Source organism: Nocardia sp. NPDC004654 (assembly GCF_040609595.1).
Lineage (GTDB): Bacteria > Actinomycetota > Actinomycetes > Mycobacteriales > Mycobacteriaceae > Nocardia.
This window is the reverse complement of the sequence record NZ_JBEXKI010000002.1, coordinates 309,013-330,389: the sequence shown is the minus strand read 5'-3', so window position 1 is coordinate 330,389 and position 21,377 is coordinate 309,013. Positions and strand designations below refer to the sequence as shown.

17 protein-coding genes and 1 riboswitch are annotated in these 21,377 nt (G+C 69.5%); of the genes, 5 read left to right on the top strand and 12 right to left on the bottom strand.

Annotation, left to right across the window (positions count from 1 at the left end):
- Window positions 1–257: 257 nt before the first annotated feature.
- The 3 genes from ABZV58_RS07235 (at window position 258) to ABZV58_RS07225 (ending at window position 3,740) form a co-directional block, all read left to right on the top strand.
- Window positions 258–1,352, top strand: a complete 1,095-nt coding sequence (locus tag ABZV58_RS07235; protein ID WP_354999841.1) for a glycosyltransferase family 4 protein — start codon at window positions 258–260, stop codon at window positions 1,350–1,352.
- 74 nt (window positions 1,353–1,426) lie between these two features.
- Entirely contained in the window at window positions 1,427–3,484 is a 2,058-nt protein-coding gene (locus ABZV58_RS07230; RefSeq protein WP_354999840.1) for a glycogen debranching N-terminal domain-containing protein, read from the top strand.
- A 70-nt stretch (window positions 3,485–3,554) separates the two neighbouring features.
- Window positions 3,555–3,740 carry a hypothetical protein gene (locus ABZV58_RS07225; RefSeq protein ID WP_141809478.1) on the top strand — a complete coding sequence of 62 codons (186 nt, stop codon included), beginning with the start codon at window positions 3,555–3,557 and terminating at the stop codon, window positions 3,738–3,740.
- A gap of 21 nt (window positions 3,741–3,761) precedes the next feature.
- On the opposite strand, the gene ABZV58_RS07220 is transcribed toward ABZV58_RS07225, so the two are convergent.
- The 8 genes from ABZV58_RS07220 to ABZV58_RS07185 form a co-directional block, all read right to left on the bottom strand.
- Entirely contained in the window at window positions 3,762–5,312 is a 1,551-nt protein-coding gene (locus ABZV58_RS07220) for a substrate-binding domain-containing protein (protein WP_354999293.1), read from the bottom strand.
- Window positions 5,313–5,416: 104 nt separating this feature from the next.
- Window positions 5,417–6,475 carry a PHP domain-containing protein gene (locus ABZV58_RS07215; protein WP_354999292.1) on the bottom strand — a complete coding sequence of 353 codons (1,059 nt, stop codon included), beginning with the start codon at window positions 6,473–6,475 and terminating at the stop codon, window positions 5,417–5,419.
- Between the two features lie 4 nt (window positions 6,476–6,479).
- The gene (locus ABZV58_RS07210; protein ID WP_354999291.1) at window positions 6,480–7,061 is read right to left on the bottom strand and encodes a dihydrofolate reductase family protein; all 582 of its coding nucleotides are present in this window, start codon (window positions 7,059–7,061) and stop codon (window positions 6,480–6,482) included.
- Between the two features lie 66 nt (window positions 7,062–7,127).
- Window positions 7,128–7,988, bottom strand: a complete 861-nt coding sequence (mutM, locus tag ABZV58_RS07205; RefSeq protein WP_354999290.1) for a bifunctional DNA-formamidopyrimidine glycosylase/DNA-(apurinic or apyrimidinic site) lyase — start codon at window positions 7,986–7,988, stop codon at window positions 7,128–7,130.
- A 1-nt stretch (window position 7,989) separates the two neighbouring features.
- Entirely contained in the window at window positions 7,990–8,712 is a 723-nt protein-coding gene (gene rnc / locus ABZV58_RS07200; RefSeq protein WP_354999289.1) for a ribonuclease III, read from the bottom strand.
- Window positions 8,713–8,734: 22 nt separating this feature from the next.
- Window positions 8,735–8,917: a 50S ribosomal protein L32 gene (rpmF, locus tag ABZV58_RS07195; RefSeq protein WP_014987105.1), complete on the bottom strand. Its 183-nt coding sequence runs from the start codon at window positions 8,915–8,917 to the stop codon at window positions 8,735–8,737.
- A gap of 54 nt (window positions 8,918–8,971) precedes the next feature.
- A complete protein-coding gene (locus tag ABZV58_RS07190; RefSeq protein WP_354999839.1) occupies window positions 8,972–9,598 on the bottom strand; it encodes a DUF177 domain-containing protein in 627 nt (208 codons plus the stop codon).
- Between the two features lie 149 nt (window positions 9,599–9,747).
- Entirely contained in the window at window positions 9,748–10,494 is a 747-nt protein-coding gene (locus tag ABZV58_RS07185; RefSeq protein WP_354999838.1) for a DivIVA domain-containing protein, read from the bottom strand.
- Window positions 10,495–10,875: 381 nt separating this feature from the next.
- Between ABZV58_RS07185 and ABZV58_RS07180 the strand changes: the two genes are divergently transcribed.
- Complete coding sequence (locus ABZV58_RS07180; protein ID WP_354999288.1) at window positions 10,876–11,388, top strand: GtrA family protein; 513 nt, start codon at window positions 10,876–10,878, stop codon at window positions 11,386–11,388.
- A 71-nt stretch (window positions 11,389–11,459) separates the two neighbouring features.
- On the opposite strand, the gene coaD is transcribed toward ABZV58_RS07180, so the two are convergent.
- The 3 genes from coaD to ABZV58_RS07165 are packed head-to-tail and all read right to left on the bottom strand — an operon-like array spanning window position 11,460 to window position 15,924.
- Complete coding sequence (coaD, locus tag ABZV58_RS07175; RefSeq protein ID WP_354999287.1) at window positions 11,460–11,945, bottom strand: pantetheine-phosphate adenylyltransferase; 486 nt, start codon at window positions 11,943–11,945, stop codon at window positions 11,460–11,462.
- 20 nt (window positions 11,946–11,965) lie between these two features.
- Window positions 11,966–12,523 carry a 16S rRNA (guanine(966)-N(2))-methyltransferase RsmD gene (gene rsmD / locus ABZV58_RS07170; RefSeq protein WP_354999286.1) on the bottom strand — a complete coding sequence of 186 codons (558 nt, stop codon included), beginning with the start codon at window positions 12,521–12,523 and terminating at the stop codon, window positions 11,966–11,968.
- The gene (locus ABZV58_RS07165) at window positions 12,520–15,924 is read right to left on the bottom strand and encodes a pyruvate carboxylase (protein ID WP_354999285.1); all 3,405 of its coding nucleotides are present in this window, start codon (window positions 15,922–15,924) and stop codon (window positions 12,520–12,522) included. Before ABZV58_RS07165 ends, rsmD begins: the two co-directional genes overlap by 4 nt.
- A gap of 249 nt (window positions 15,925–16,173) precedes the next feature.
- A riboswitch (cobalamin riboswitch) is annotated at window positions 16,174–16,383 on the top strand.
- A 153-nt stretch (window positions 16,384–16,536) separates the two neighbouring features.
- Between ABZV58_RS07165 and metE the strand changes: the two genes are divergently transcribed.
- Entirely contained in the window at window positions 16,537–18,804 is a 2,268-nt protein-coding gene (gene metE / locus ABZV58_RS07160) for a 5-methyltetrahydropteroyltriglutamate--homocysteine S-methyltransferase (RefSeq protein WP_354999284.1), read from the top strand.
- 538 nt (window positions 18,805–19,342) lie between these two features.
- On the opposite strand, the gene ABZV58_RS07155 is transcribed toward metE, so the two are convergent.
- Window positions 19,343–21,208, bottom strand: coding sequence for a WD40 repeat domain-containing protein (locus ABZV58_RS07155; RefSeq protein WP_354999283.1), 1,866 nt, complete (start codon window positions 21,206–21,208; stop codon window positions 19,343–19,345).
- Between the last annotated feature and the right edge of the window lie 169 nt (window positions 21,209–21,377).

Below are 21,377 nucleotides of genomic sequence, written 5' to 3'. Positions count from 1 at the left end.
GCCTCCCCTGACACGTTCCACTGTGACAGGCCAACCAAAGCCCCATGGACGGCGGTGAAGTTTTCGCTCCACCTCCGCCGGCGGCGGCCACCACGTTAGGCACCCGGCGCATCGGTGTGCTGGGTGGATGCGAGTGCAATGGTTGTGTCCCTGGAAGGAGGGTCATGAGCGCAGTGTTCTCGGCGCCGGTTTCGGCGCAGCGTGTGGCTTCGGATCTTCTGTCGATCGATCACCCTGGTACCCGATTCCGCATTGCCATGGTTGTTCCGCCCTATTTCGACGTGCCGCCGAAGGCTTACGGCGGCGTCGAGGCGGTAGTCGCCGATCTGGTCGATTCGTTGGTAGCGCGTGGCCATGATGTGACGCTGTTCGGTGCGGGCGAGCCCGGTACCAAGGCTCGCTTCGTTCCCCTCTGGGATCGGGCATTGCCCGAACGGCTCGGAGATCCGTTCCCCGAGGTCGTGCACGCGCTGAAGGCGCGAAGGGCGATCGAACGCCTGCACGCGACACACGGCGTCGATCTCGTGCACGACCACACCTTCGCCGGTCCGCTCAACGCACCGGCGTACTACGGTCTTGGCCTGCCCACCGTGGTGACGGTGCACGGGCCGGTGCAGGACGACTGCTACCGGTACTACCAGGCCATGGGCGACGAAGTGTCGCTCGTCGCGATCAGCGACCGCCAGCGCGCGCTCGCCCCCGATCTGCACTGGGTCGGGCGGGTGCACAACGCGCTGCAGGTGCAGGACTGGCCGTTCCAGACCGAGAAAGAGGACTACGCGCTGTTCCTGGGCCGGTTCAACGAGTGCAAGGCGCCGCATTTGGCGCTGGAGGCCGCGCACGCCGCCGGAATTCCACTCATCCTGGCCGGCAAGTGCAGCGAACCACCTGAGCTGGCGTACTTCGAGGAGAAGGTGCGTCCGCTGCTCACCGACCGCGATCACGTCTTCGGGATGGCCGACGCCAAGGCCAAGCGCAAGCTGCTCGCCGGTGCGCGCTGCCTGCTGTTCCCGATCCTCTGGGAGGAACCCTTCGGCATGGTGATGATCGAATCGATGGTGTGCGGCACCCCGGTGGTCGCGCTGCGCGGCGGCGCGGTCGAGGAGGTGGTCGTCGACGGCGTCACCGGACGCATCTGCGACGATCCCGCCGAACTGACCGCGGCGATCGCCGAGGTGCAGACGATGGATCCGGCGGCGTGCCGGGCCCACGTCGAGGCGAACTTCGGCGCCGACGGCGCGGGCCGCGGCTACGAGCAGGTCTACCGCAAGCTCCTGCGGCCGAAGACCCGGGTCGCCACCCGTGTTCCCGAGACCACCGTCCCCGTGGCGGTCGCGGGCAGGCTCGCGTGACGGGAGCCTCCGCCGCGAGCGGCCCGACGCCGCTCAACTCGGGTGAACCCGCGGGCTTCGGCGGAGCCGGGTCGGTGACCCTGGTGGAAGGTGGCACCTTCTGCCTGTCGAACCGGCTCGGCGACGTCGAGCCCGGCCGCCCGCACGGGCTGTTCTTCCGGGACGCACGCGTCCTGTCGCGGTGGGAACTGCTCGTCGACGGCAGACCGGCGGAGCCGCTGTCGGTGCTCAGCCCGGAGGCGTTCATCGCGCGATTCGTCATGCGCAGGCCGCCGCATGCCGGGCTGGCCGACAGCACCCTGCTCGTCGTGCGCGAGCGCATCGTCGCCGACGGCATGCACGAGCTGCTCACCTTGGAGAACATGGGCCGCGAACCCACCGCGGTCACCTTGGAGCTGCACGTCGACGCCGATTTCGTCGACCTGTTCGCGGTCAAGGAGGGCCGCGCGGGACATTCGCGCGCCGATGTGACCGTCGCCGAAGGCGAACTGCTGCTGCACGATCGCTCCGACCGGATGCGGGGTATCACGATCTCGGCCACCGTGGAACCCTCGGTGCTGCCCGGCACGCTGGTGTGGCGGGTCGTCGTTCCGGTCGGCGGCAAGTGGCAGACCGAGGTCATCGCGCAGCCGACGCTGGGCAACCAGCAGGTGCAGATGCCGCTCATGCCGGGCGAGCACATGGGTTTCAGCGCACCGTGCCGCAAGATCGCGGCGTGGCGCGACACCGCCACCGACATCTCCTCGGCGGACCCGGTGCTCACCCAGGTGCTGCGGCGTACCGAAAGCGATCTGGGCGCGCTGCAGATCCACGACGACACCGGCGAGAGCAGGCCGTTCGTCGCGGCGGGCGCGCCGTGGTTCATGACGCTGTTCGGGCGCGACAGTCTGCTCACGGCGTGGATGGCGTTGCCGCTCGCCGTCGACCTCGCTCTCGGCACGCTGCAACAACTGGCGGAACTGCAAGGCCAGGAACTGAATCCGCTCACCGAAGAAGAGCCGGGCCGGATCATGCACGAGATGCGGCGCGGACCTTCGGGCGGGCAGGTGCTCGGCGGCAACATCTACTACGGAACCGCCGACGCCACACCGCTGTTCGTGATGCTGCTCGCCGAATGCCATCGGTGGGGCGCTGATCCGGCGGCGATCGAAGATTTGCTGCCCGCCGCGGACGCGGCCATGGAGTGGATCACCGAGTACGGCGACCGCGACGGTGACGGGTTCGTCGAGTACCGTCGCGCCACCGATCGGGGTCTGATCAACCAGGGCTGGAAGGACAGCTACGACGGGATCAACGACGCGGGAGGACATCTCGCCGAGGCACCGATCGCGCTGTGCGAGGTGCAGGGCTATGTGCACGCCGCCCTGCTCGCCAGGGCCGAGCTGGCCGAAGCCTTCGACGAGATGCGCCTGGCCGGGCGCCTGCGCGAGCGGGCGGCCGAACTGCGCGGCAAGTTCACCGAACAGTTCTGGATGCCCGATCGCGGCTGGTACGCGGTCGCGTTGGACGGCACCAAACGGCACGTCGACGCGATGACCAGCAATACGGCGCACTGTCTCTGGGCGGGTATCGCCAGCGACGAGCACGCCGAGGAACTGGTGCGTCAACTGGCCAAGGAGGAGATGGACACCGGATTCGGGCTGCGCACGCTGGCCTCCAACATGGGCGCCTACAACCCGATGAGTTACCACTGCGGCTCGGTCTGGCCGCACGACACCGCGATCGCCGTCGCCGGCCTGCTGCGCTACGAGCACGTGCCGGGCGCGACGAAGCTGGCCACCCGGCTGGCCACCGGATTGCTGGACGCCGCAGCGGCTTTCGACGGGCGCCTGCCCGAGCTGTTCTGCGGATTCCCGCGCTCTCGGTTCGCGGTACCGGTGCCCTACCCCACGTCCTGCTCGCCGCAGGCGTGGGCGAGCGCCGCGCCGCTGCTGTTGGTGCGCGCTTTCCTCGGCTTGAATCCCGATGTGCCGCGACGCACGCTGACGGTGCGACCGCGGCTGCCCCAGTCCTGGGGCCGGGTGACGCTCACCGCGCTGCGCCTCGGCGACGTCAGCGTCGACCTGGAAGCCGAGGGTCATCAGATTCACGCGGCACGACTGCCGGACGATTGGCAACTGATCACGCTATGAAACGCTCATAACGGCCCGCGCACGGGAAACGGGCGTCCCGCAACGCACTGTCGCGGGCTGGAGGTGCACGATGCAGACATCGCTGGACAAGCGGGATCTGTGGAGCACTCAGCACAGAGACTGCGGTATCGAACCGACCGACCTGGACATGGAACTCGCGCAGTTCCTCCGCAGCGTCCACGCCGGGCACGGGCCGGACTGTCGCCAGTATCTGGCGGCCGCCGCCTACTGTTTCGGCCACACCGAAACGGACTGACCCGCAACGCGCGACGACCGTTCAGGAAGCCGGTGCGCAGCGGCCTCGTTCGAGCAGATCGCTGGCACACGGCTCGTTGCCGTGCTCGCGAAGCACTTCCGCCCCCACGTCCGCGGTCAGGTAGTGCAGGAAGCTCGCGGCGAGCGAATCGCCGGGTAGATCGCCGTTGCTGTAGGCGTATTCGACGCCCCAGAAGGGGTAGGAGCGATCGATCGCGGCCTGTCGTCCCGGCGCGACGCCGCCGAGCGTGAGCACGCGCATCTCGGCCCTGCGCGCCTCGGACAGCTCCGAATAGCCGATCGCACCGGGAATCTCCCCGACCGCCTTGTGCATGTCCTTGGTGACCGGCACGTCGCAGTAGGTGCCCGCGGTGTCCTTGATGGCAGTGCAGCTGCGGTGCGGGCGGGCCGGTTGCGCTCCGCCGAGCAGCGCGTTCTCGAAGATCACCCGAGTGCCCGATCCCGGCGCCCGATCGATCAGCACGACGGGCAGATCCGGACCACCCACTTCGCGCCAGTTGGTGATTCGACCCTGATAGAGATCCCTCACCTGGGCGACGGTGAGATCGGTGATGCCGAGATCTTCGTGCACGACGACGGCGAACGCCGACAGCGCGAGCGGACGAGCTTGCAGCGCGGTGTAACCCGGACCTTTCGCACCGTCGCTGATCGTCAGGAGGCTGTAATCCGGCCCGGCCTCGGCCAACCGGTCGAGACCCCGTTCGGTGCCCTCGAAGTCGAAGGCGAATTCCGCTCCCGTGCAGCGCTTCTCGTACTGCGCCGCAGCGTCGCGGATCACCGGATCGAACGCCGAGGAGCCGACCAGCGTGAGCTTTCCCGCGGCGCAGTCCAGCGGCGGCGGCGGTGGCTGTAGCGCGTCGACGACGAACTGCCCGATGATCACCGACACCAGGAACACGGTGAGCAGCAGCATCACGCGGGAGATGCCGGTGCGGCTGCGCGTCTCCACGACGCTCCCGCCGCGAATGTCGCCACGCAGCACGGGGTCCGGAGTCTGATCGTTGGTGTCGCCGTTGCCCTCCCCACGCTGCAGGATGGCGAGGATCTTGTAGTGCGCGTTCCGGGTCAGCGGCACCTTCGGCAGATCGATGACGCCCGTACGCCCATCGGCTCCCACAGTGATGGCGATGCCCGAGGTGGGACCGAGTCTCGAGGCCAGGTCCGTGTCACTCAGCTCGGTCACGGCCATGCCGATCACCCGGCGCTGCGGGAAGTGCAGATGCAGGCCGACCTGTTGGGAGGGCGACAGATAATCCGACTCGGAGATCGCGGTGTTGCCGCTGTTCTCGATGCGGACCAGCACCACCGACAGCCCGCGAAGCTGTTCCCGCAGTTCGGCTTCGGTACCGGCGGGGTCGGGATGCAGCCGCTCCAGCACACCGGGATACACCGATCCGATCTCGCCGGTGACGGGCGTGTCCATCTGCACGCGGTAGCCGAGCCGCCTGCGGCCGACGAAGACGAATTCCCACAGGAAGGCCGCGAGCGGCACCACGATACCGATGAACGCGAGGACGGTATCGAGCGGAAAATCGGCCAACGCTTGCCCCACCCCTGAGTATCCTTTCGCCCCTCATTCTGCTGTGCCGCACCGCGATTCGTCCGCGCGGCCCCCGAGTATTCGCCGAGCGTTCACCGGCCGACCATCCGGCTCGGTCAGTGCGACGCCGCCCAAGCCAGCAACTCGTCCACCGGCCAGGTGTTGATCACCCGGTCCGGATCGACGCCGTTGGCGACGGCGCGCTCGCAACCGTAACCCTGCCAATCCAATTGGCCCGGTGCGTGCGCGTCGGTGTCGACGGAGAAGTGGCAGCCGATCTCGACGGCCAGCCGCAGCAGCCGGGAGGGCGGGTCCAAACGCTCCGGGCGGCAGTTGATCTCGACCGCGGTGCCGTACTTCTTGCACGCCTCGAAGACGAGTTCGGCGTCGAAGGTGGATTCCGGGCGGGTGCCGCGGCCACCGGTGACCAGCCTGCCGGTGCAGTGACCGAGCACATCCACGTTCGGATTCGCGACCGCGTAGACCATGCGCTTGGTCATCGTCTCGCTGTCGGCGCGCAGGTGCGAATGCACGCTGGCCACCACGATGTCCAGCTCGGCGAGCAGGTCGGCTTCCTGATCGAGGGTGCCGTCGTCGAGAATGTCGACCTCGATGCCGGTCAGGATGCGGAACGGCGCGAAGTGCTCGTTCAGCTCGGCGACCAGGTCCAGCTGGCGGCGCAGCCGCTCGGCGGACAGGCCGTTGGCGACGGTCAGGCGCGGCGAATGATCGGTGAGCGCGCAGTACTCGTGCCCGAGCGCCGCGGCGACGCTCATCATCTCCTCGATCGGGCTGCCGCCGTCGGACCAGTCGGAGTGGGTGTGCAGGTCACCGCGCAGCCGGGTGCGCAACGGCTTGCCCGGCACGCCGATGGGCTGCGCGGCGCGGCGCAGATCGGTCAGGTAATCGGGCACCTGCCCCGCGCAGGCCTGCGCGATGACGGCGGCGGTCTTCGGTCCGATGCCCGGCAGATCCTGCCAGATCCCCGCCGCCTGGTACATGGCGAGCTCATCGGCCGACAACCCCGCCACCACGTCGGCGGCGCCGCGATAGGCCTTGACCCGGTAGCTCTTGGCGCGTTCGCGCTCGAGCCAGAAGCCGATCTCGCGCAGCGCTTCCACCGGACCGGGCGTGTCGGCCCTGTCCGGTTCGGCGATGCGATCGGCGTCCGTCACGCGGCTAGTGGATCCGGCTGTACTTCACGAATGCCACCCCGTCCTCGAACACCCGGCTGGTGATCACCCGGAACCGCGCCGCCTCCGGCAGGCGTGGCCCGGAGCCGAACAGCGAGCGGCCGCGGCCGAGCACGATCGGATACAGCTTGAGGAAGATCTGGTCGATCTCCGGAAGCAGTACCTGAGCCAGCTCGCCGCCGCCGCACAGCCAGATGCCGAGTCCCCGGTCCCGCTTGAGTTCTCGGACCCGCCCCAGCGGATCGTCCGAGATCAGCTCGACGGCCGGGTCCGGGCTCTCCGGCAGCGTCGTGGACACGACGAACTGCCGCAGATGCGCGTACGGGCTCGAGGTGCCGGTCCGCACCCCGAAGTCGTGCGTCTTGCGGCCCATCAGCACCGTGTCGAAGTTGGCATTGCGCTTGTCGATGCCGCGCGCTTCCCGCACCTTGGTCGGCAGGGTCTCGGGATACTGCGCGGTGATCGCCGGGCCGTGGTCGCCGCCGACCGGGAAGAAGTCGACCGACCCATCCTCGGTGGCGATGAACCCATCGATCGTCGACGCGACGTAATAGGTGAGCTTGCGCATATGTCCTTCCTCCAGGCGACCGGGCGGGGGTCCCGGACCGCATGAGGAAACGGTAGCTCGCTCGGCTCAGCGGTGGCGCGGCTTCGGCTGGCAGCGCGGACAGTAATAGGAGGAACGGTTCATGAAACGCTCGCGGACGATGGGCGCGCCGCAGCGCAGGCACGGTTCGTCCGCCCTGCCGTAGACGGCGAGCGCGCGTTCGAAGTAGCCGGACTCGCCGTTGACGTTCACGTAGAGCGCGTCGAACGAGGTGCCGCCGGCGACGAGCGCCTCGCCCATCACGGCGGCAGTCGCGTCGAGCAGCGCGCGGACCGCGGGGCGGGTGAGACCGGAAGCCGGACGACCGCCGTGCATACGGGCACGCCAGAGGGACTCGTCGGCGTAGATGTTGCCGATGCCGGAGATCACCGACTGGTCCAGCAGCACCCGCTTGATCTCGGACTGCTTGGCCCGGATCGCCGCCACCGCCGCCTCGCGATCGAAGCGCGGGTCCAGCGGATCCCTGGCGATATGGGCGACCGGCTCGGGCACCAGCGTCCCGTCGACCTCGACGAGCGGCGCGAGCGCCCAGCCGCCGAAGGTGCGCTGGTCGATGAAACGCAGCTGGGTGCCGTCGTGCAGGGTCGCCTGGATGTGCGCGTGCTTCTCCAGCGGCGCGTCGGCGGGCTGCACCAGCATCTGGCCGCTCATGCCGAGATGCACGACCAGCGCGTCGTCGCCGTCGTCGAAGGTGAGCCAGAGGTACTTGCCGCGCCGTTCGGCCGAGGCCACCCGCTGCCCGGCCATGCGGGCGGCGAGATCGGCCGCGCCCTCGAGGTGGCGGCGCACCGAGCGCGGGTGCGTGACGGTCACCGATTCGATGGTGCGGCCGACGACGTGCTCGGCGAGTCCGAGCCGGACCGTCTCGACCTCGGGGAGTTCGGGCACGTCAGGCTTCGGCGGTCAGCGCCTGGTAGGCGGCGCCCGCGGCCTTCTGCTCCGCTTCCTTCTTGGACCGGCCGATGCCCTGCCCGTAGGCACGGCCGCCGATCACCGTGGTCGCGGTGAACTCCTTGTCGTGGTCGGGCCCCGTCGAGGTGATCTCGTAGCTGGGCACGCCGAGTCCGCGTTCCGCCGTGAGTTCCTGCAGGCTGGTCTTCCAGTCGAGACCGGCGCCCATGCGGGGACCGCGCTCGAGCAATTCGGCGAACAGCCGCAGCACGACGCCGCGCGCCACGTCGATGCCGTGCTGCAGATGCACCGCGCCGAGCAGCGACTCCATGCCGTCGGCGAGGATGCTCGGCTTGTCCCGGCCGCCGGTGAGCTCTTCGCCCTTGCCCAGGAGCAGGTGGACGCCGAGCCCGCCCTCGCCGAGCCCGCGCGCCACCTCGGCGAGCGCGTGCATGTTGACCACGCTCGCCCGCAGCTTGGCCAGTTCGCCCTCGGACTTGTCCGGGTGCTCGTGGTACAGCCGCTCGGTGATGCTGAGGCCGAGGACGGAGTCGCCCAGGAATTCCAGGCGCTCGTTGGTCGGCAGCCCGCCGTTCTCGTAGGCGTACGACCGGTGCGTCAGCGCGAGGCGTACCAGATCCGGTCGCACGTCGACGCCGAGAGCTTCGAGCAGGCTGGCATGTTCACCGGACGAGCCGGCTTCGTCCTTGCTGACGGTCACGTCGATACGACAGGTCGAACTGTCAGACGGCGGCGGTGACCTGGCGGCCCTTGTAGGTGCCGCAGGACGGGCACGCGATGTGCGGCAGGGTCTTCTCGCCGCAGGCGCGGTTCGGGCAGGTGATCAGGGTCGGCGCGGTGGCCTTCCACTGGCTGCGCCGCGACCTGGTGTTGGAACGGGACATCCGGCGCTTGGGAACGGCCACGACTAACTCTCCTCTGTGCTAATTGCTCTGCCGGTTCGGCTGACGGTCTTGCGTTTATCGGTCTGGGTCGGCGTCCGCGTCGGGACTGCCGTTGCCGGGCGATTCGGTGGCGAACTTCGCCAGCCCGGCCCAGCGAGGGTCAAGTATCTCATGCCCATGATCGGAACCCGCAATCGCCATCCGCACGCCACATTCCGGGCACAGCCCGGCGCAGTCCGGCGTGCACAGCGGCTGCAGCGGCAGCTCGAGGCCGATGGCGTCGACGATGACCGGTTCCAGGTCGATGAGGTCGTCGTCCATCCGGTAGACCTCGTCGTCCTCGGTGGTCTGCTCGGTGGTGCTGTCGGGGTAGGCGAACAGCTCCGTGACCTGAAGGCGGACCTCGTCGGTGAACGGCTCGAGGCAGCGCGAGCACTCCCCCGCCGTCGGCGCGGTCACCGTCCCGGTGACCAGCACACCTTCGGACACCGCCTGCAGCTGCAGGTCGAGTTCGACCTCCGACCCCTCCGGGATGTAGATCAGGTCCAACCCGATCCGCGCGGCGGTGGTGACCGTGCGCTGCTGCTCCCGCATGGTGCCGGGGCGGCGCCCCAGGCTGCGGGTGTCCAGCACGAAACCCGCGTCCACCTTGCGGTGCGAGGCCGCACGGTGACGCGACGCGGAACCGGAACCGGCGGGCATCACGAACTCACTCACGATCGAAGGGAAATGGGCAACCACTCAACAATACGCGAGGGGTCGGCCGAACCTCAAAACGCCGACGGCCCTGGGGCGTCGGTTCCGCGGGCCATCCGCGGTGGCGTCGGCGCGGCGACGGGCCGCGGCCGGGGTCAGCGGCGGAATTCCGCCGCGTAGTCGGGCACGCCCGCACCGCTGCGCAGCTGCTGCCGTCCGCGACCGACGACGCGCAAGGTGCCGTTGAGCGTCTCCTCGAACTGCGCGAGCGTCGAGTCCACGTAGTGGTCGCACTCGTCGCGCATCCGGTCGACCTCCTCGTGCGCGCTGTCGATGAGTCGCGCCGATTCGGCGTGCGCGGCCCGCACCACCTCGGTCTGGGTCACCAGGCGTTCCTGTTCGGCGAGGCCCTCGGCCACCGAGCGCTCGTAGGACGCCTTGCCCGCCTCGATCATGCGCTCCGACTCGGTGCGCGCCCGGCCCGTCACCGCCTCGTACTCGGCATTGCCGTCGGCCACGATGCGCTCGGCCTCGGCCTGCGCGGTGGCGACCAGGTGATCGGCGTGCGCGCTCGCCTCGGCGACCATGCGGTCGGCGTGCGCCTTGGCGTCGGCGAGAATGCGATCGGCCTCCTCACGGGACGCGCCGATGGTCTGCTCGGCCTGTTCGTTGGCGGTGGTCACGGTGAACTCGGCGGCCGCGCGGGCGTCCGAGACGATCTTGTCGCGGTGGTCGAGCACGTCCTGGGCGTCGTCGAGTTCGCCGGGCAGCGCGTCGCGCACGTCGTCGAGCAGTTCGAGCACGTCACCGCGGGGCACGATGCAGCTGCGGGTCGGCGGGATCCCGCGCGCCTCTTCGACGATGGCCACCAGCTCGTCGAGTGCCTCGAATACGCGATACATGCTCACTACCCCGCTCTCCTGCTGACTCAGGCGAAACTCTCCGCCGACGCCCAGTGTGCCCCTCATCACGGCGGATGCCGAGTCCTCTTTCGGTGTGTCGTGACAGTGTCTCGCACACCACAAAATCAAGTGGAGGAAGACCCTCCACTTCGTGCTACATTTTTTCAGGAGAGGGTCGCGACAAGATCTTCTTAAGCAGACCGCAGGCCCGACGCCGGACTGTGGGAGCACAGGAGGCCAACGGAACGGACTCCTACCGGGATGTTGACCAGTTTCAGTTGTTCAGTACATACTGAACATAAGGAACAGAGGCACTCGGGAAGGAAGGCGGCGACCGCCGCGGTTGTCCATACCGAAGGCTCAGGTTGGATCGGAAGAACAATGACGGTTCTGGAAGTACCGCACTCGGCAGGAGTGCCGATCGGCATCTACTCGCCGTGGGCCTTCCCGTACCCCACGGTGCGCACGGTGTCGGTCGCCCGGTTCGGGCAGCTGCTGCAGTACCTGCGTGGTGATCGCGCCTTCGCCCAGCTCGTGCGTTTCGCGCTCGTCGGCGGTTCCAGCAATGTCGCCTACGTCCTGCTCTTCTTCGCCATGCACGGCGTCGGCCCGATCATGGCCAACATCGCCGGATCGGTCGTCAGCACGATCATCGCCAACGAGCTGCACCGCCAGCTCACCTTCCACGCCGCGGGCCGGGTCGGCTGGTTCACCGCGCAGTGGGAGGGCGGCGGACTCGCTCTCGTCGGCCTCGGCATCACCACCGCGGCGCTGGCGGGGCTGGAGATCTGGGCACCCGGCCTCGGCGACACCGCTCAGGCGGCGGCCGTCCTCGCCATCACCGCCGCGGTCGGCGGCATGCGCTTCCTCGCGCTGCGCGGCCTGGTCTTCTGACTTCGGGCCCGAACGACATCCGCCCCGGTTCCGAACGATTCGGAACCGGGGCGGCTTCTTTGTCCGTGGGCTCAACCGCGCCGTTCGGCGAGGCGGTCGAGCAGGCGCTTGTGCACCGATGGCGGGAGCATGTCGCTGACGTCGCCGCCGTAGGTCGCCACCTCCTTGACCAGCGAGCTGGACAGGAAGCTGAAGGTCGGGTTGGTGGCGATGAAGAAGGTGTCGACGCCGGAGAGCTTCTTGTTCATCTGGGCCATCTGCAGCTCGTAGCCGAAGTCGGTGGCGTCGCGCAGGCCCTTGACGATGGCGGTGATGCCCTGCTCCTTGGCGAAGTCCACGGTCAGGCCCTGCCAGGAGGCGACCCGCAGGTTCGGCAGGTGCGCCGTCGCCTCGCGCAGCATCTCCATCCGCTCCTCGACGGTGAACATGCCCTGCTTCTTCGGGTTCACCATGACGGTCACCACGACCTCGTCGAATTGCGCCGCCGCGCGGGCGAATACGTCGAGATGCCCGTTGGTGACCGGATCGAACGACCCGGGACACAGTGCTCCAGCCATGAGCCGACGCTACCACCCGGTCACGGCCGGTAGTCGGCCAGTTCCAGACGGGTTTCGCCGTAGCGGCGCGGCTTGGCCGGGACGAAGGCTGCGGGCCAAGCGATTTCGGGGGAACGACTGGACCGCTCCACGACGATCAGCGCGTCGGGGTGCAGCCAGCCACCGTCGGCCAACGCGGTCAGGTCGGCGGTGACCGCCGCCGTGTCCACGTCGTAGGGCGGGTCGGAGAGCACCAGATCGAACCGGCCCGCGCCGCCCTGGGCGAGCACCGCGGCGACCGACCCGACGCGCAGTTCCGCGCCGGGCAGGCCCAAGTCGGCGATATTGCCGCGCACCACGGCCGCCGCCTTGCGATCCGACTCGACCAGCAGCGCGTAGGACGCGCCGCGAGACAGCGCCTCCAACCCGAGCGCGCCGGATCCCGCGTACAGGTCGAGCACCCGGACGCCGTCCAGATCCATCCTGGCGTCGAGCGCGCTGAACAGCGCCTCGCGCACCCGGTCGGAGGTCGGCCGGGTGCCCGCGGGCGGCACCCGAAGGCGCCGCCCGCCCGCCGCACCGGCGACGATCCGGGTCATTCCGCGGTGGACTCGCGCACAGCGAGTTCGACCAACAGGTCACCGCCCTCGACCTGCTGCACCTTGCCGATCGCGACACGGGCGACGGTGCCCGCGCGAGGCGCGGTGATGGCGGCCTCCATCTTCATGGCCTCGATGGTGCCGATGGTGTCGCCGGTCTCGACGGTGTCGCCCTCGGCGACCGCCAGGGTGACGACACCGGCGAACGGCGCGGCGAGATGGCCGGGGTTGGTCTTGTCCGCCTTCTCCGCGACCGGGATCTCCGTGGCGATGGACCGGTCCCGCACCGCGATCGGCCGCAGCTGGCCGTTGAGAATGCACATCACCGTGCGCATACCGCGCTCGTCGGGCTCGGAGATGGCCTCCAGACCGATCAGCAGGGTGACGCCCTTCTCCAGCTGCACGCGGTGTTCCTCGCCGCGGCGCAAACCGTAGAAGAACTGGTTGGCGCTCAGACCCGAAGTGTCACCGTACTTTTCGCGATGGGTGAGGAATTCCGCCGTCGGGCCGGGGAACAGCAGCCGGTTCAGCGTCGCGCGCCGCTCCAGCGAATCGCCTTCCAGCCCGGCCTGATCCGTCGCCGAAAGCGGGGTCTCCGGCTTGGCCGCGCCGCGTCCGGCCAGCGCCTTGCTGCGGAACGGTTCGGGCCAGCCGCCCGCCGGGGTGCCGAGTTCGCCGCGCAGGAAGCCGATCACCGAGTCGGGGATGTCGTAGCGGCCGGGATCGGCGGCGAAGTCCTCGATGTCGACGCCGGTGCCGACCAGCGCGAGCGCGAGGTCGCCGACGACCTTCGACGACGGCGTCACCTTCACCAAGCGGCCGAGCAGCCGGTCGGCCGCCGCGTACTTGGCCTCGACCTCCTCGAAGCGATCGCCGAGGCCGAGCGCGATGGCCTGCTGGCGCAGGTTCGACAGCTGACCACCGGGGATCTCGTGGGTGTAGACGCGTCCAGTCGGCGCGGGCAGCCCGGATTCGAAGGGCGCGTACACCTTTCGCAGCGCCTCCCAGTACGGCTCCAGATCGCAGACGTTCTGCAGATCGAGTCCGGTGTCGTGCTCGCTGTTGGCCGCGGCCGCGACGATCGCCGAGAGCGCGGGCTGGCTGGTGGTGCCCGCCATCGCGGCGCTCGCGCCGTCCACCGCGTCGGCGCCCGCCTGCCAGGCCGCCAGGTAGGTGGCCAGCTGACCGCCGGGGGTGTCGTGGGTGTGCACGTGCACGGGCAGGTCGAAGTTGCTGCGCAGCGCGGTGACCAGGGTCGCGGCCGCCGGGGCGCGCAACAGACCCGCCATGTCCTTGATCGCGAGCACGTGCGCGCCCGCGTCCACGATCTGCTCGGCCAGCTTGAGGTAGTAGTCGAGCGTGTAGAGCGTCTCGTTCGGGTTCGACAGGTCGCCGGTGTAGCTCATCGCGACTTCGGCGATGGCGGTACCGGTTTCGCGCACCGCGTCGATGGCCGGACGCATCTGGTCGACGTTGTTGAGCGCGTCGAAGATACGGAAGATATCGATGCCGGTGGCCGTCGCCTCGGAGACGAAGGACCTGGTCACCTGCTCCGGGTACGGGGTGTAGCCGACGGTGTTGCGTCCGCGCAGCAGCATCTGCAAGCAGATGTTCGGAATCGCCTCACGCAGCGCGGCGAGCCGCTCCCACGGGTCCTCGTAGAGGAAGCGCAGCGCCACGTCGTAGGTCGCGCCGCCCCAGCATTCGACCGAGAGCAGCTCGGGGGTCATCCGCGCGACGTGCCCGGCGACCTGCAGCAGGCCGTTGGACCGCACGCGGGTGGCCAGCAGCGACTGGTGCGCGTCACGGAAGGTGGTGTCGGTGACGCCGACCGCCTTCTGCTCGCGCAGCGCCTGCGCGAAACCCTCCGGGCCCAGGCGCAGCAGCCGCTGGCGTGAACCGTCCGGCGGCGGCACGCTCAGGTCGATGGCGGGCAGCTTGTCGTGCGGGTACACCGTGGTCGGGCGGTCACCGTGCGGCTTGTTGACGGTGACGTCGGCCAGGTACTCGAGAATCTTGGTACCGCGGTCGGCGGACTGGCGCAGCGTCAGCAGCTGCGGACGCTCGTCGATGAACGAGGTGGTGACCCGGCCCGCCTTGAAGTCGGGGTCGTCGAGCACCGCCTGCAGGAACGGGATGTTCGTGGTGACGCCGCGGATGCGGAACTCGGCCAGCGCGCGCCGCGCACGGGCCGCCGCCGCGGGCAGGTCCCGGCCGCGGCAGGTCAGCTTCACCAGCATGGAGTCGAAGTAGGCGCCGATCTCCGCGCCGAGGTTCGCGCCGCCGTCCAGGCGGATGCCCGCGCCGCCGGGGGTGCGGTAGGCGGTGATGCGACCGGTGTCGGGACGGAAGCCGTTGGCCGGGTCCTCGGTGGTGATGCGGCACTGCAGCGCCGCGCCGCGAATGGCGACGGAGTCCTGGCTCAGGCCGAGGTCGGCGAGGGTCTCGCCCGCCGCGATGCGCAGCTGCGACTGCACCAGGTCGACGTCGGTGATCTCCTCGGTCACCGTGTGCTCGACCTGGATGCGCGGGTTCATCTCGATGAAGACGTGGTTGCCGCGCTCGTCGAGCAGGAACTCCACGGTGCCCGCGCAGCTGTAGCCGATCTGGCGGGCGAAGGCCACCGCGTCGGCGCAGATGCGTTCGCGCAGTTCGGGATCCAGGTTCGGTGCGGGCGCGAGCTCGATCACCTTCTGGTGGCGGCGCTGCACCGAACAGTCCCGCTCGAACAGGTGCATGACGTTGCCGTGCTGGTCGGCCAGGATCTGCACCTCGATGTGGCGCGGGTTCACCACCGCCTGCTCGAGGAACACCGTCGGGTCGCCGAAGGCGGACTCGGCCTCACGCGAGGCCGCTTCGATGGATTCGCGCAGCTGCTCCGGCGCGGCGACCCGGCGCATGCCGCGCCCACCGCCGCCCGCGACCGCCTTGACGAAGATCGGGTATTCGAGTTCGTTTGCGGCGGTGAGCAATTCGTCCACGTCCGCCGACGGCGCGCTGGACTTCAGCACCGGAAGGCCCGCCGCCCTGGCGGCCTCGATGGCGCGTGCCTTGTTGCCCGCCAGCTCCAGCACCTCGGCCGAGGGGCCGATGAAGGTGATGCCCTCGCGCGCACAGGCCGCCGCCAGGTCCGGATTCTCGGAGAGGAATCCGTAACCCGGGTAGATGGCGTCGGCGCCCGCGGTCTTGGCCGCGTCGATGATCGCCTCGATGGAGAGGTAAGCCCGGACCGGGTGGCCCTGCTCCCCGATCTGATAGGACTCCGCGGCCTTCAACCGATGGACCGAGTTGCGATCCTCGTGCGGAAAGACGGCGACCGTCCCGATGCCGAGTTCGTAGGCCGCGCGGAAGGCGCGGATAGCGATCTCGCCGCGATTGGCAACCAAGACTTTCGAGAACATTGCCCCAAGGTACCCGGCTCTCGGTACAGCACCGACAGGGAAGTCCCCTTCGCAGCAATCTTCACAACCAGACCTAGCAGGCTTGCGAAGTTGCGTTCATCAGGGCGTCACATCTCACCACCTGCCCGGCCGGTCTGTGCGTGGTCTTGCCGGGGGCGCGCACGGAATATCCCGTCGTCCGTTTATGCTGGACAACGCAGCTGGTTCTCCAGTGCGCCCGACGAGATGGAGCCCCGACGTCGAGCGCCGGAGTCGAAGTCCGCTCCCGGTTTGCCGGGCGGCGGGCGAGAGGGAACCCGGTGGGAATCCGGGACTGTCCCGCAGCGGTATGCAGGAACGAACACCGTCATCACGCACTGGGTGCAGACCTGGGAAGCGACGGCCAGTAGGTCGGCGGGAGGAAATCCCCCCAGCCGGTGCCCGCGAGTCCGAAGACCTGCCAGCCGTGCCGGATACGCCGTATCCGGCGGCCACCGCCTCGTGGATTGGGCGCGCGGACCATCAGCGCCGACTTTTTGGGCTCCGTGTCTCTTCGGTTGCCCAACGACATCCGCTGGTCGCCGCGTGCTCGCATGGCGATGGCTCACGTCCTGAAAAGCACTGGAGCACACCGTGACTGTTTCCGAACACACACCATTCACCGCGACGGTTCTCGGGCTACCGCGCGTGGGGCCGCGACGCGAGCTCAAGCGCGCCACCGAGTCGTACTGGGCCGGGCGCATCGACGCCGAGCAGCTGCACACCGTTGCCCGCGATCTGCGCCGCGCCCAGCTGACCGAGCTGCAGGCGGCCGGACTGGACTCGATCCCGGTCGGCACCTTCTCCTACTACGACCAGGTGCTCGACACCGCCGTGCTGCTCGGCGCGCTGCCCGAGCGGGTGGCCGGGATCGCCGATCCGCTGGACCGGTACTTCGCCGCCGCCCGCGGCACCGACTCCGTGGAACCGCTGGAGATGACCAAGTGGTTCGACACCAACTACCACTACCTGGTTCCCGAGATCGGCTCGGAGACGACCTTCGCGCTGCACCCGGAGAAGCTGCTCGCCGAACTCGCCGAGGCGATCGAGCTCGGCGTGCCCGCGCGTCCGGTGGTGGTCGGGCCGGTCACCTTCCTGAAGCTGGCCAAGGCCACCGGCGGCGCGGCGCTCGACCGGCTCGGCGAGCTGGTGCCGCTCTACCGCGAACTGCTGCGGCAGCTGGCCGCCGCGGGTGCGGCGTGGGTGCAGATCGATGAGCCGGTGCTGGTCACCGACCTCACCGAGGACGAGATCGAGCTGGTCCGGCGCACCTACACCGAGCTGACCGAGGCGAGCGAGCGGCCCGCGATCCTGGTCGCCACCTACTTCGGCACGCCGGGCGACGCACTTCCGGCTTTGGCGGGCACCGCCGTCGAAGGCATCGCACTGGACTTCACCTCGGCGCTGGAGCTGTCCGCGGTGGCCTCGCTGCCGTCGCTGGCGAACAAGCTGCTGGTGGCGGGCGTGGTCGACGGGCGCAACGTGTGGCGCACCGACCTGGATCGCGCGCTGACCACCCTCGGGACGCTGCTCGGCAGCGCGTCGTCGGTGGCGGTGTCGAGCTCCTGCTCGCTGCTGCACGTGCCGTACTCGCTGGCGCCCGAGACCGGGCTGGACGACCGACTGCGCTCCTGGCTCGCCTTCGGCGCCGAGAAGGTAGCCGAAGTACGGCTGCTGGCAACGGCTTTGGCGCAGGGCACCGGGGCCATCGCCGACGAGCTCGCCGCCGCGCGCGCCGCGGCGGAGTCGCGAACCACCGACCCGCGGCTCTCCGACGCGCAAGTTCGGGCCCGCCTCGACTCGCTCGGGCCGGACGCCACCAAGCGCGCGCCCGCCGACGAACGCCGCGCGCTGCAGGCGCAGCGACTGGGTCTGCCCGCGCTGCCCACCACCACGATCGGCTCCTACCCGCAGACCCCGGAGATCCGGCTGGCCAGGGCGGCGCTGCGCAAGGGCGATATCGACCAGGCCGAGTACGTGCGGCGGATGCGTTCCGAGATCGCCGATGTCGTTGCGCTGCAAGAAAAGCTGGACATCGACGTGCTCGTGCACGGCGAGCCCGAGCGCAACGACATGGTGCAGTACTTCGCCGAGCAGCTCGACGGCTTCGCGGCCACCGAGAACGGCTGGGTGCAGTCCTACGGCACCCGCTGCGTGCGGCCGCCGATCCTGTTCGGCGACGTCACCCGGCGCGCGCCGATGACCGTCGACTGGATCACTTACGCCCAGTCGCTGACCGACAAGCCGGTCAAGGGCATGCTGACCGGCCCGGTCACCATCCTCGCCTGGTCGTTCGTGCGCGACGACCAGCCGCTGGCCGACTCGGCGCGCCAGGTGGCGCTGGCCATCCGGGACGAGACGGTGGATCTGCAGGCCGCGGGCATCCGCATCATCCAGGTCGACGAACCCGCGCTGCGCGAGCTGCTCCCGCTGCGCGCCGCCGACCAGCCCGCGTACCTGGACTGGTCGGTCGGCTCGTTCCGCCTGGCGACCTCCGGCGTCTCCGACGCCACCCAGATCCACACCCACCTGTGCTACTCGGAGTTCGGTGAGGTCATCGACGCGATCGCGGGCCTGGACGCCGACGTGACCTCCATCGAGGCGGCCCGCTCCCGCATGGAGGTGCTCGACGACCTCAACGCCGCGGGCTTCGACCTCGGCGTCGGCCCGGGTGTCTACGACATCCACTCCCCGCGCGTCCCCAGCGTCGAGGAGATCACCGCCTCGCTCCGCGCCGCCCTGAAAGCCGTTCCCGCCGAACGGCTGTGGGTCAACCCGGACTGCGGTCTGAAGACCCGCGGCCCGGTCGAGGTGGAAGCCTCGCTGCGCAACATGGTCGCGGCGGCCAAGGCCGTGCGCTAGAACTCCGGCCGGGCCGCGCTCCCCGCGCGGCCCGGCCGCTGTGCTCTCGACCTTCGCCTGTCCACCTCCGGCGGAAGTGTTCTCAGTAGCTCTCCGCCAGAAGCGATCTCAGCCGTCCTCCGGCGGACGCCTTTGCCGCCGCCTTCGCGACGCATATCCCTCGCACGCCTCCCCCGCCTGCCGCACCGGACGACTCCGCGCTTTCGGACTCACCCCCTGCCGCCACGACGGCACACACCTCGAACGCTCCATGCCACCCCTCCTCATACGTCGACGAACAATTTCTCCCCTGCTGCTTGTTCGACGCGCGCCAGTGCCATTCGGTTCCCCCGGGCCAATGCCATTCGTCGATCGAACGGTGTCGGCCGCCACATGCCGCACCGAGTTCGGCCCGCCCGTGCTCTGATTCGAGGCCGAGGCTCCGGCCGACGAACCGCTGCCCGAGGGTGACATCCTCGATGATGACTGGCTCTCGGGACAATTCCCGATCGTTCGCTGATCGAGCCGTGGCTGCCGAGGCGGTGCGAAAGGGCTGGGGTCAGCGAAAGGCCAGAATGGCCAGCTCCGTGCCGAATCCGACTGCCAGGCGCCCATCCGGCGTCACCGCGACCGCGTTCACCATGGCGGGGAACACCAGCTTCTCGCCGATCTGTTCGCCCGTCGTGATGTCCCACACGCGCACCGTGGCATCCCAGCTTCCGGTGACGGCGACCGGGCGGCCGTCCACCGTGCCCGCGGCCACCGTGCACACCACGTCGGTGTGGCCGCGCAACGGTTCGCCGATCGGCTGGCCTGTGGTCAGGTCTGCTGTCCGCGCTGTCTTGTCGTCGCTGCCGATGACCACGATCGGGCGGCCTTCTACCGACGCCGTGGCAACTGCCCGCACCGAGCAGTCGTGGTCGAACAGGGGCTCGCCGATCTGCTTCCCAGTTGTCGCGTCCCACAACCGAACTGTCCGGTCGTCGGCGCCCGTGACGGCGACAGGCCGCCCGTCCAACTGTCCCAACGTCACCGCGATCACCTTGTCGGCGTAACCGCGGCGGCGGCCGGCGGGAAATCCGCCGATCGGCGCGCGGGTGGCCAGGTCCCATACCCGCATGGGTCTGCCGCTGCGATGTCCGCCGCTGGTGACGGCCAGTAGGCGGCCGTCCACTATTGCCATGGCCCGCGCGATGGTGGGTCCGTCGGGGTCGGTCAGCGGTTCGCCGATGGGCTCACCCGTGGTCAGGTCCCACAGCCGGAGTGCGTCATAGCCGCCGGTGACGGCGACCGGGCGGCCGTCCACCGTCCCGGCTGCCACCTTGTGCACCTCGCCGGTGTGGCCGTCGAGGGAGACGCCGATGCGCTCACCTGCGGCGAGATCCCAGATGCGGGCCGTGCCATCGCCGCTGCCGGTGACGGCGACCGACCGCCCGTCCACCATCGCCGTCGCCACCGCGACGACGGCGCCGCCGTGCCCATCCGAGGGTTCGGCGTTCCGGCGACGCGCCGTCAGGCTCCACGTGCGGACCGTGTGATCGGTACCGGTGACGGCACCGGCGGTGAGGGCAACGGGGACACCGCCGACGTGCGCCACCGCCACGGCGCCCACCTCATCGGAGTGTCCGGTCAGCGGATCGCCGAGCTGCTCGCCGGTCGTCAGGTCCCACATCCGGGTTGTGCCGTCCCCGCCGCCGGTGAGGGCTACCGGGCGGCCGTCCACGATGGTTGTCGCGACGGCCCCCACTTTGTGGGAGTGGCCGATCAGCGGATCACCAGCCGGTTCACCGGTGGTGAGATCCCATATCATCGCCGTCTTGTCATTGCTTCCGGTGACGGCGACCGGCCGACCGTCCACCACGGCCGTCGCCACCGCAAGCACCTGATCGGTGTGGCCGGTCAGTGGATCGCAGACCTGTACGCCTGTACCGAGATCCCACAGCCGGATCGTGGCGTCCCAGCTGCCGGTGACGGCGACGGGACGATCGTTCACCACGGCCGTCGCCACCGCCACCACCCACCGACTGTGGCCGGTCAAGGGAACACCGATCTGTTTTCCGGTGCCGAGGTCCCACACACGCGCCGTGTGGTCGGTACCGCCGGTGACCGCGACGAGGCGGCCATCCACCACGGCCGTCGACACGGAGAGCACCCAGCCGTCGTGGCCAGCCATGGGTTCGCCGATCTGCTCATGGTCGACCAGGTCCCACACACGCGCCGTGCCGTCCTCGCTTCCGGTGACGGCGACCGGGCGCTCGTTCATCACTCCCGTCGCCACCGCTCGAACCGAACCGTCGTGGCCGACCAGGGGCTCGCCGACCTGCTCGCCGGTCATCAAATCCCACATCCGAATTGCCCTGACGTTGCCGCCGCTCCACGACGGGCCCACGGCGACGGCACGGCCGTCCACCACCGCTGTCGCCACGGACGGCGCCTTCCACCCGGTCAGGGCGTATCGAAAACGGGAATCGACCTGGCTGGCAGTCGCCCACTCCACGCCCCACCGCGCGTGTCCGCCCCCGTCCACAGGCACGGCGGTGATCCGGCCGGCCAGCCCCCGGTGTCCGTACCGGTGCGCCGCACCTTCCACACCC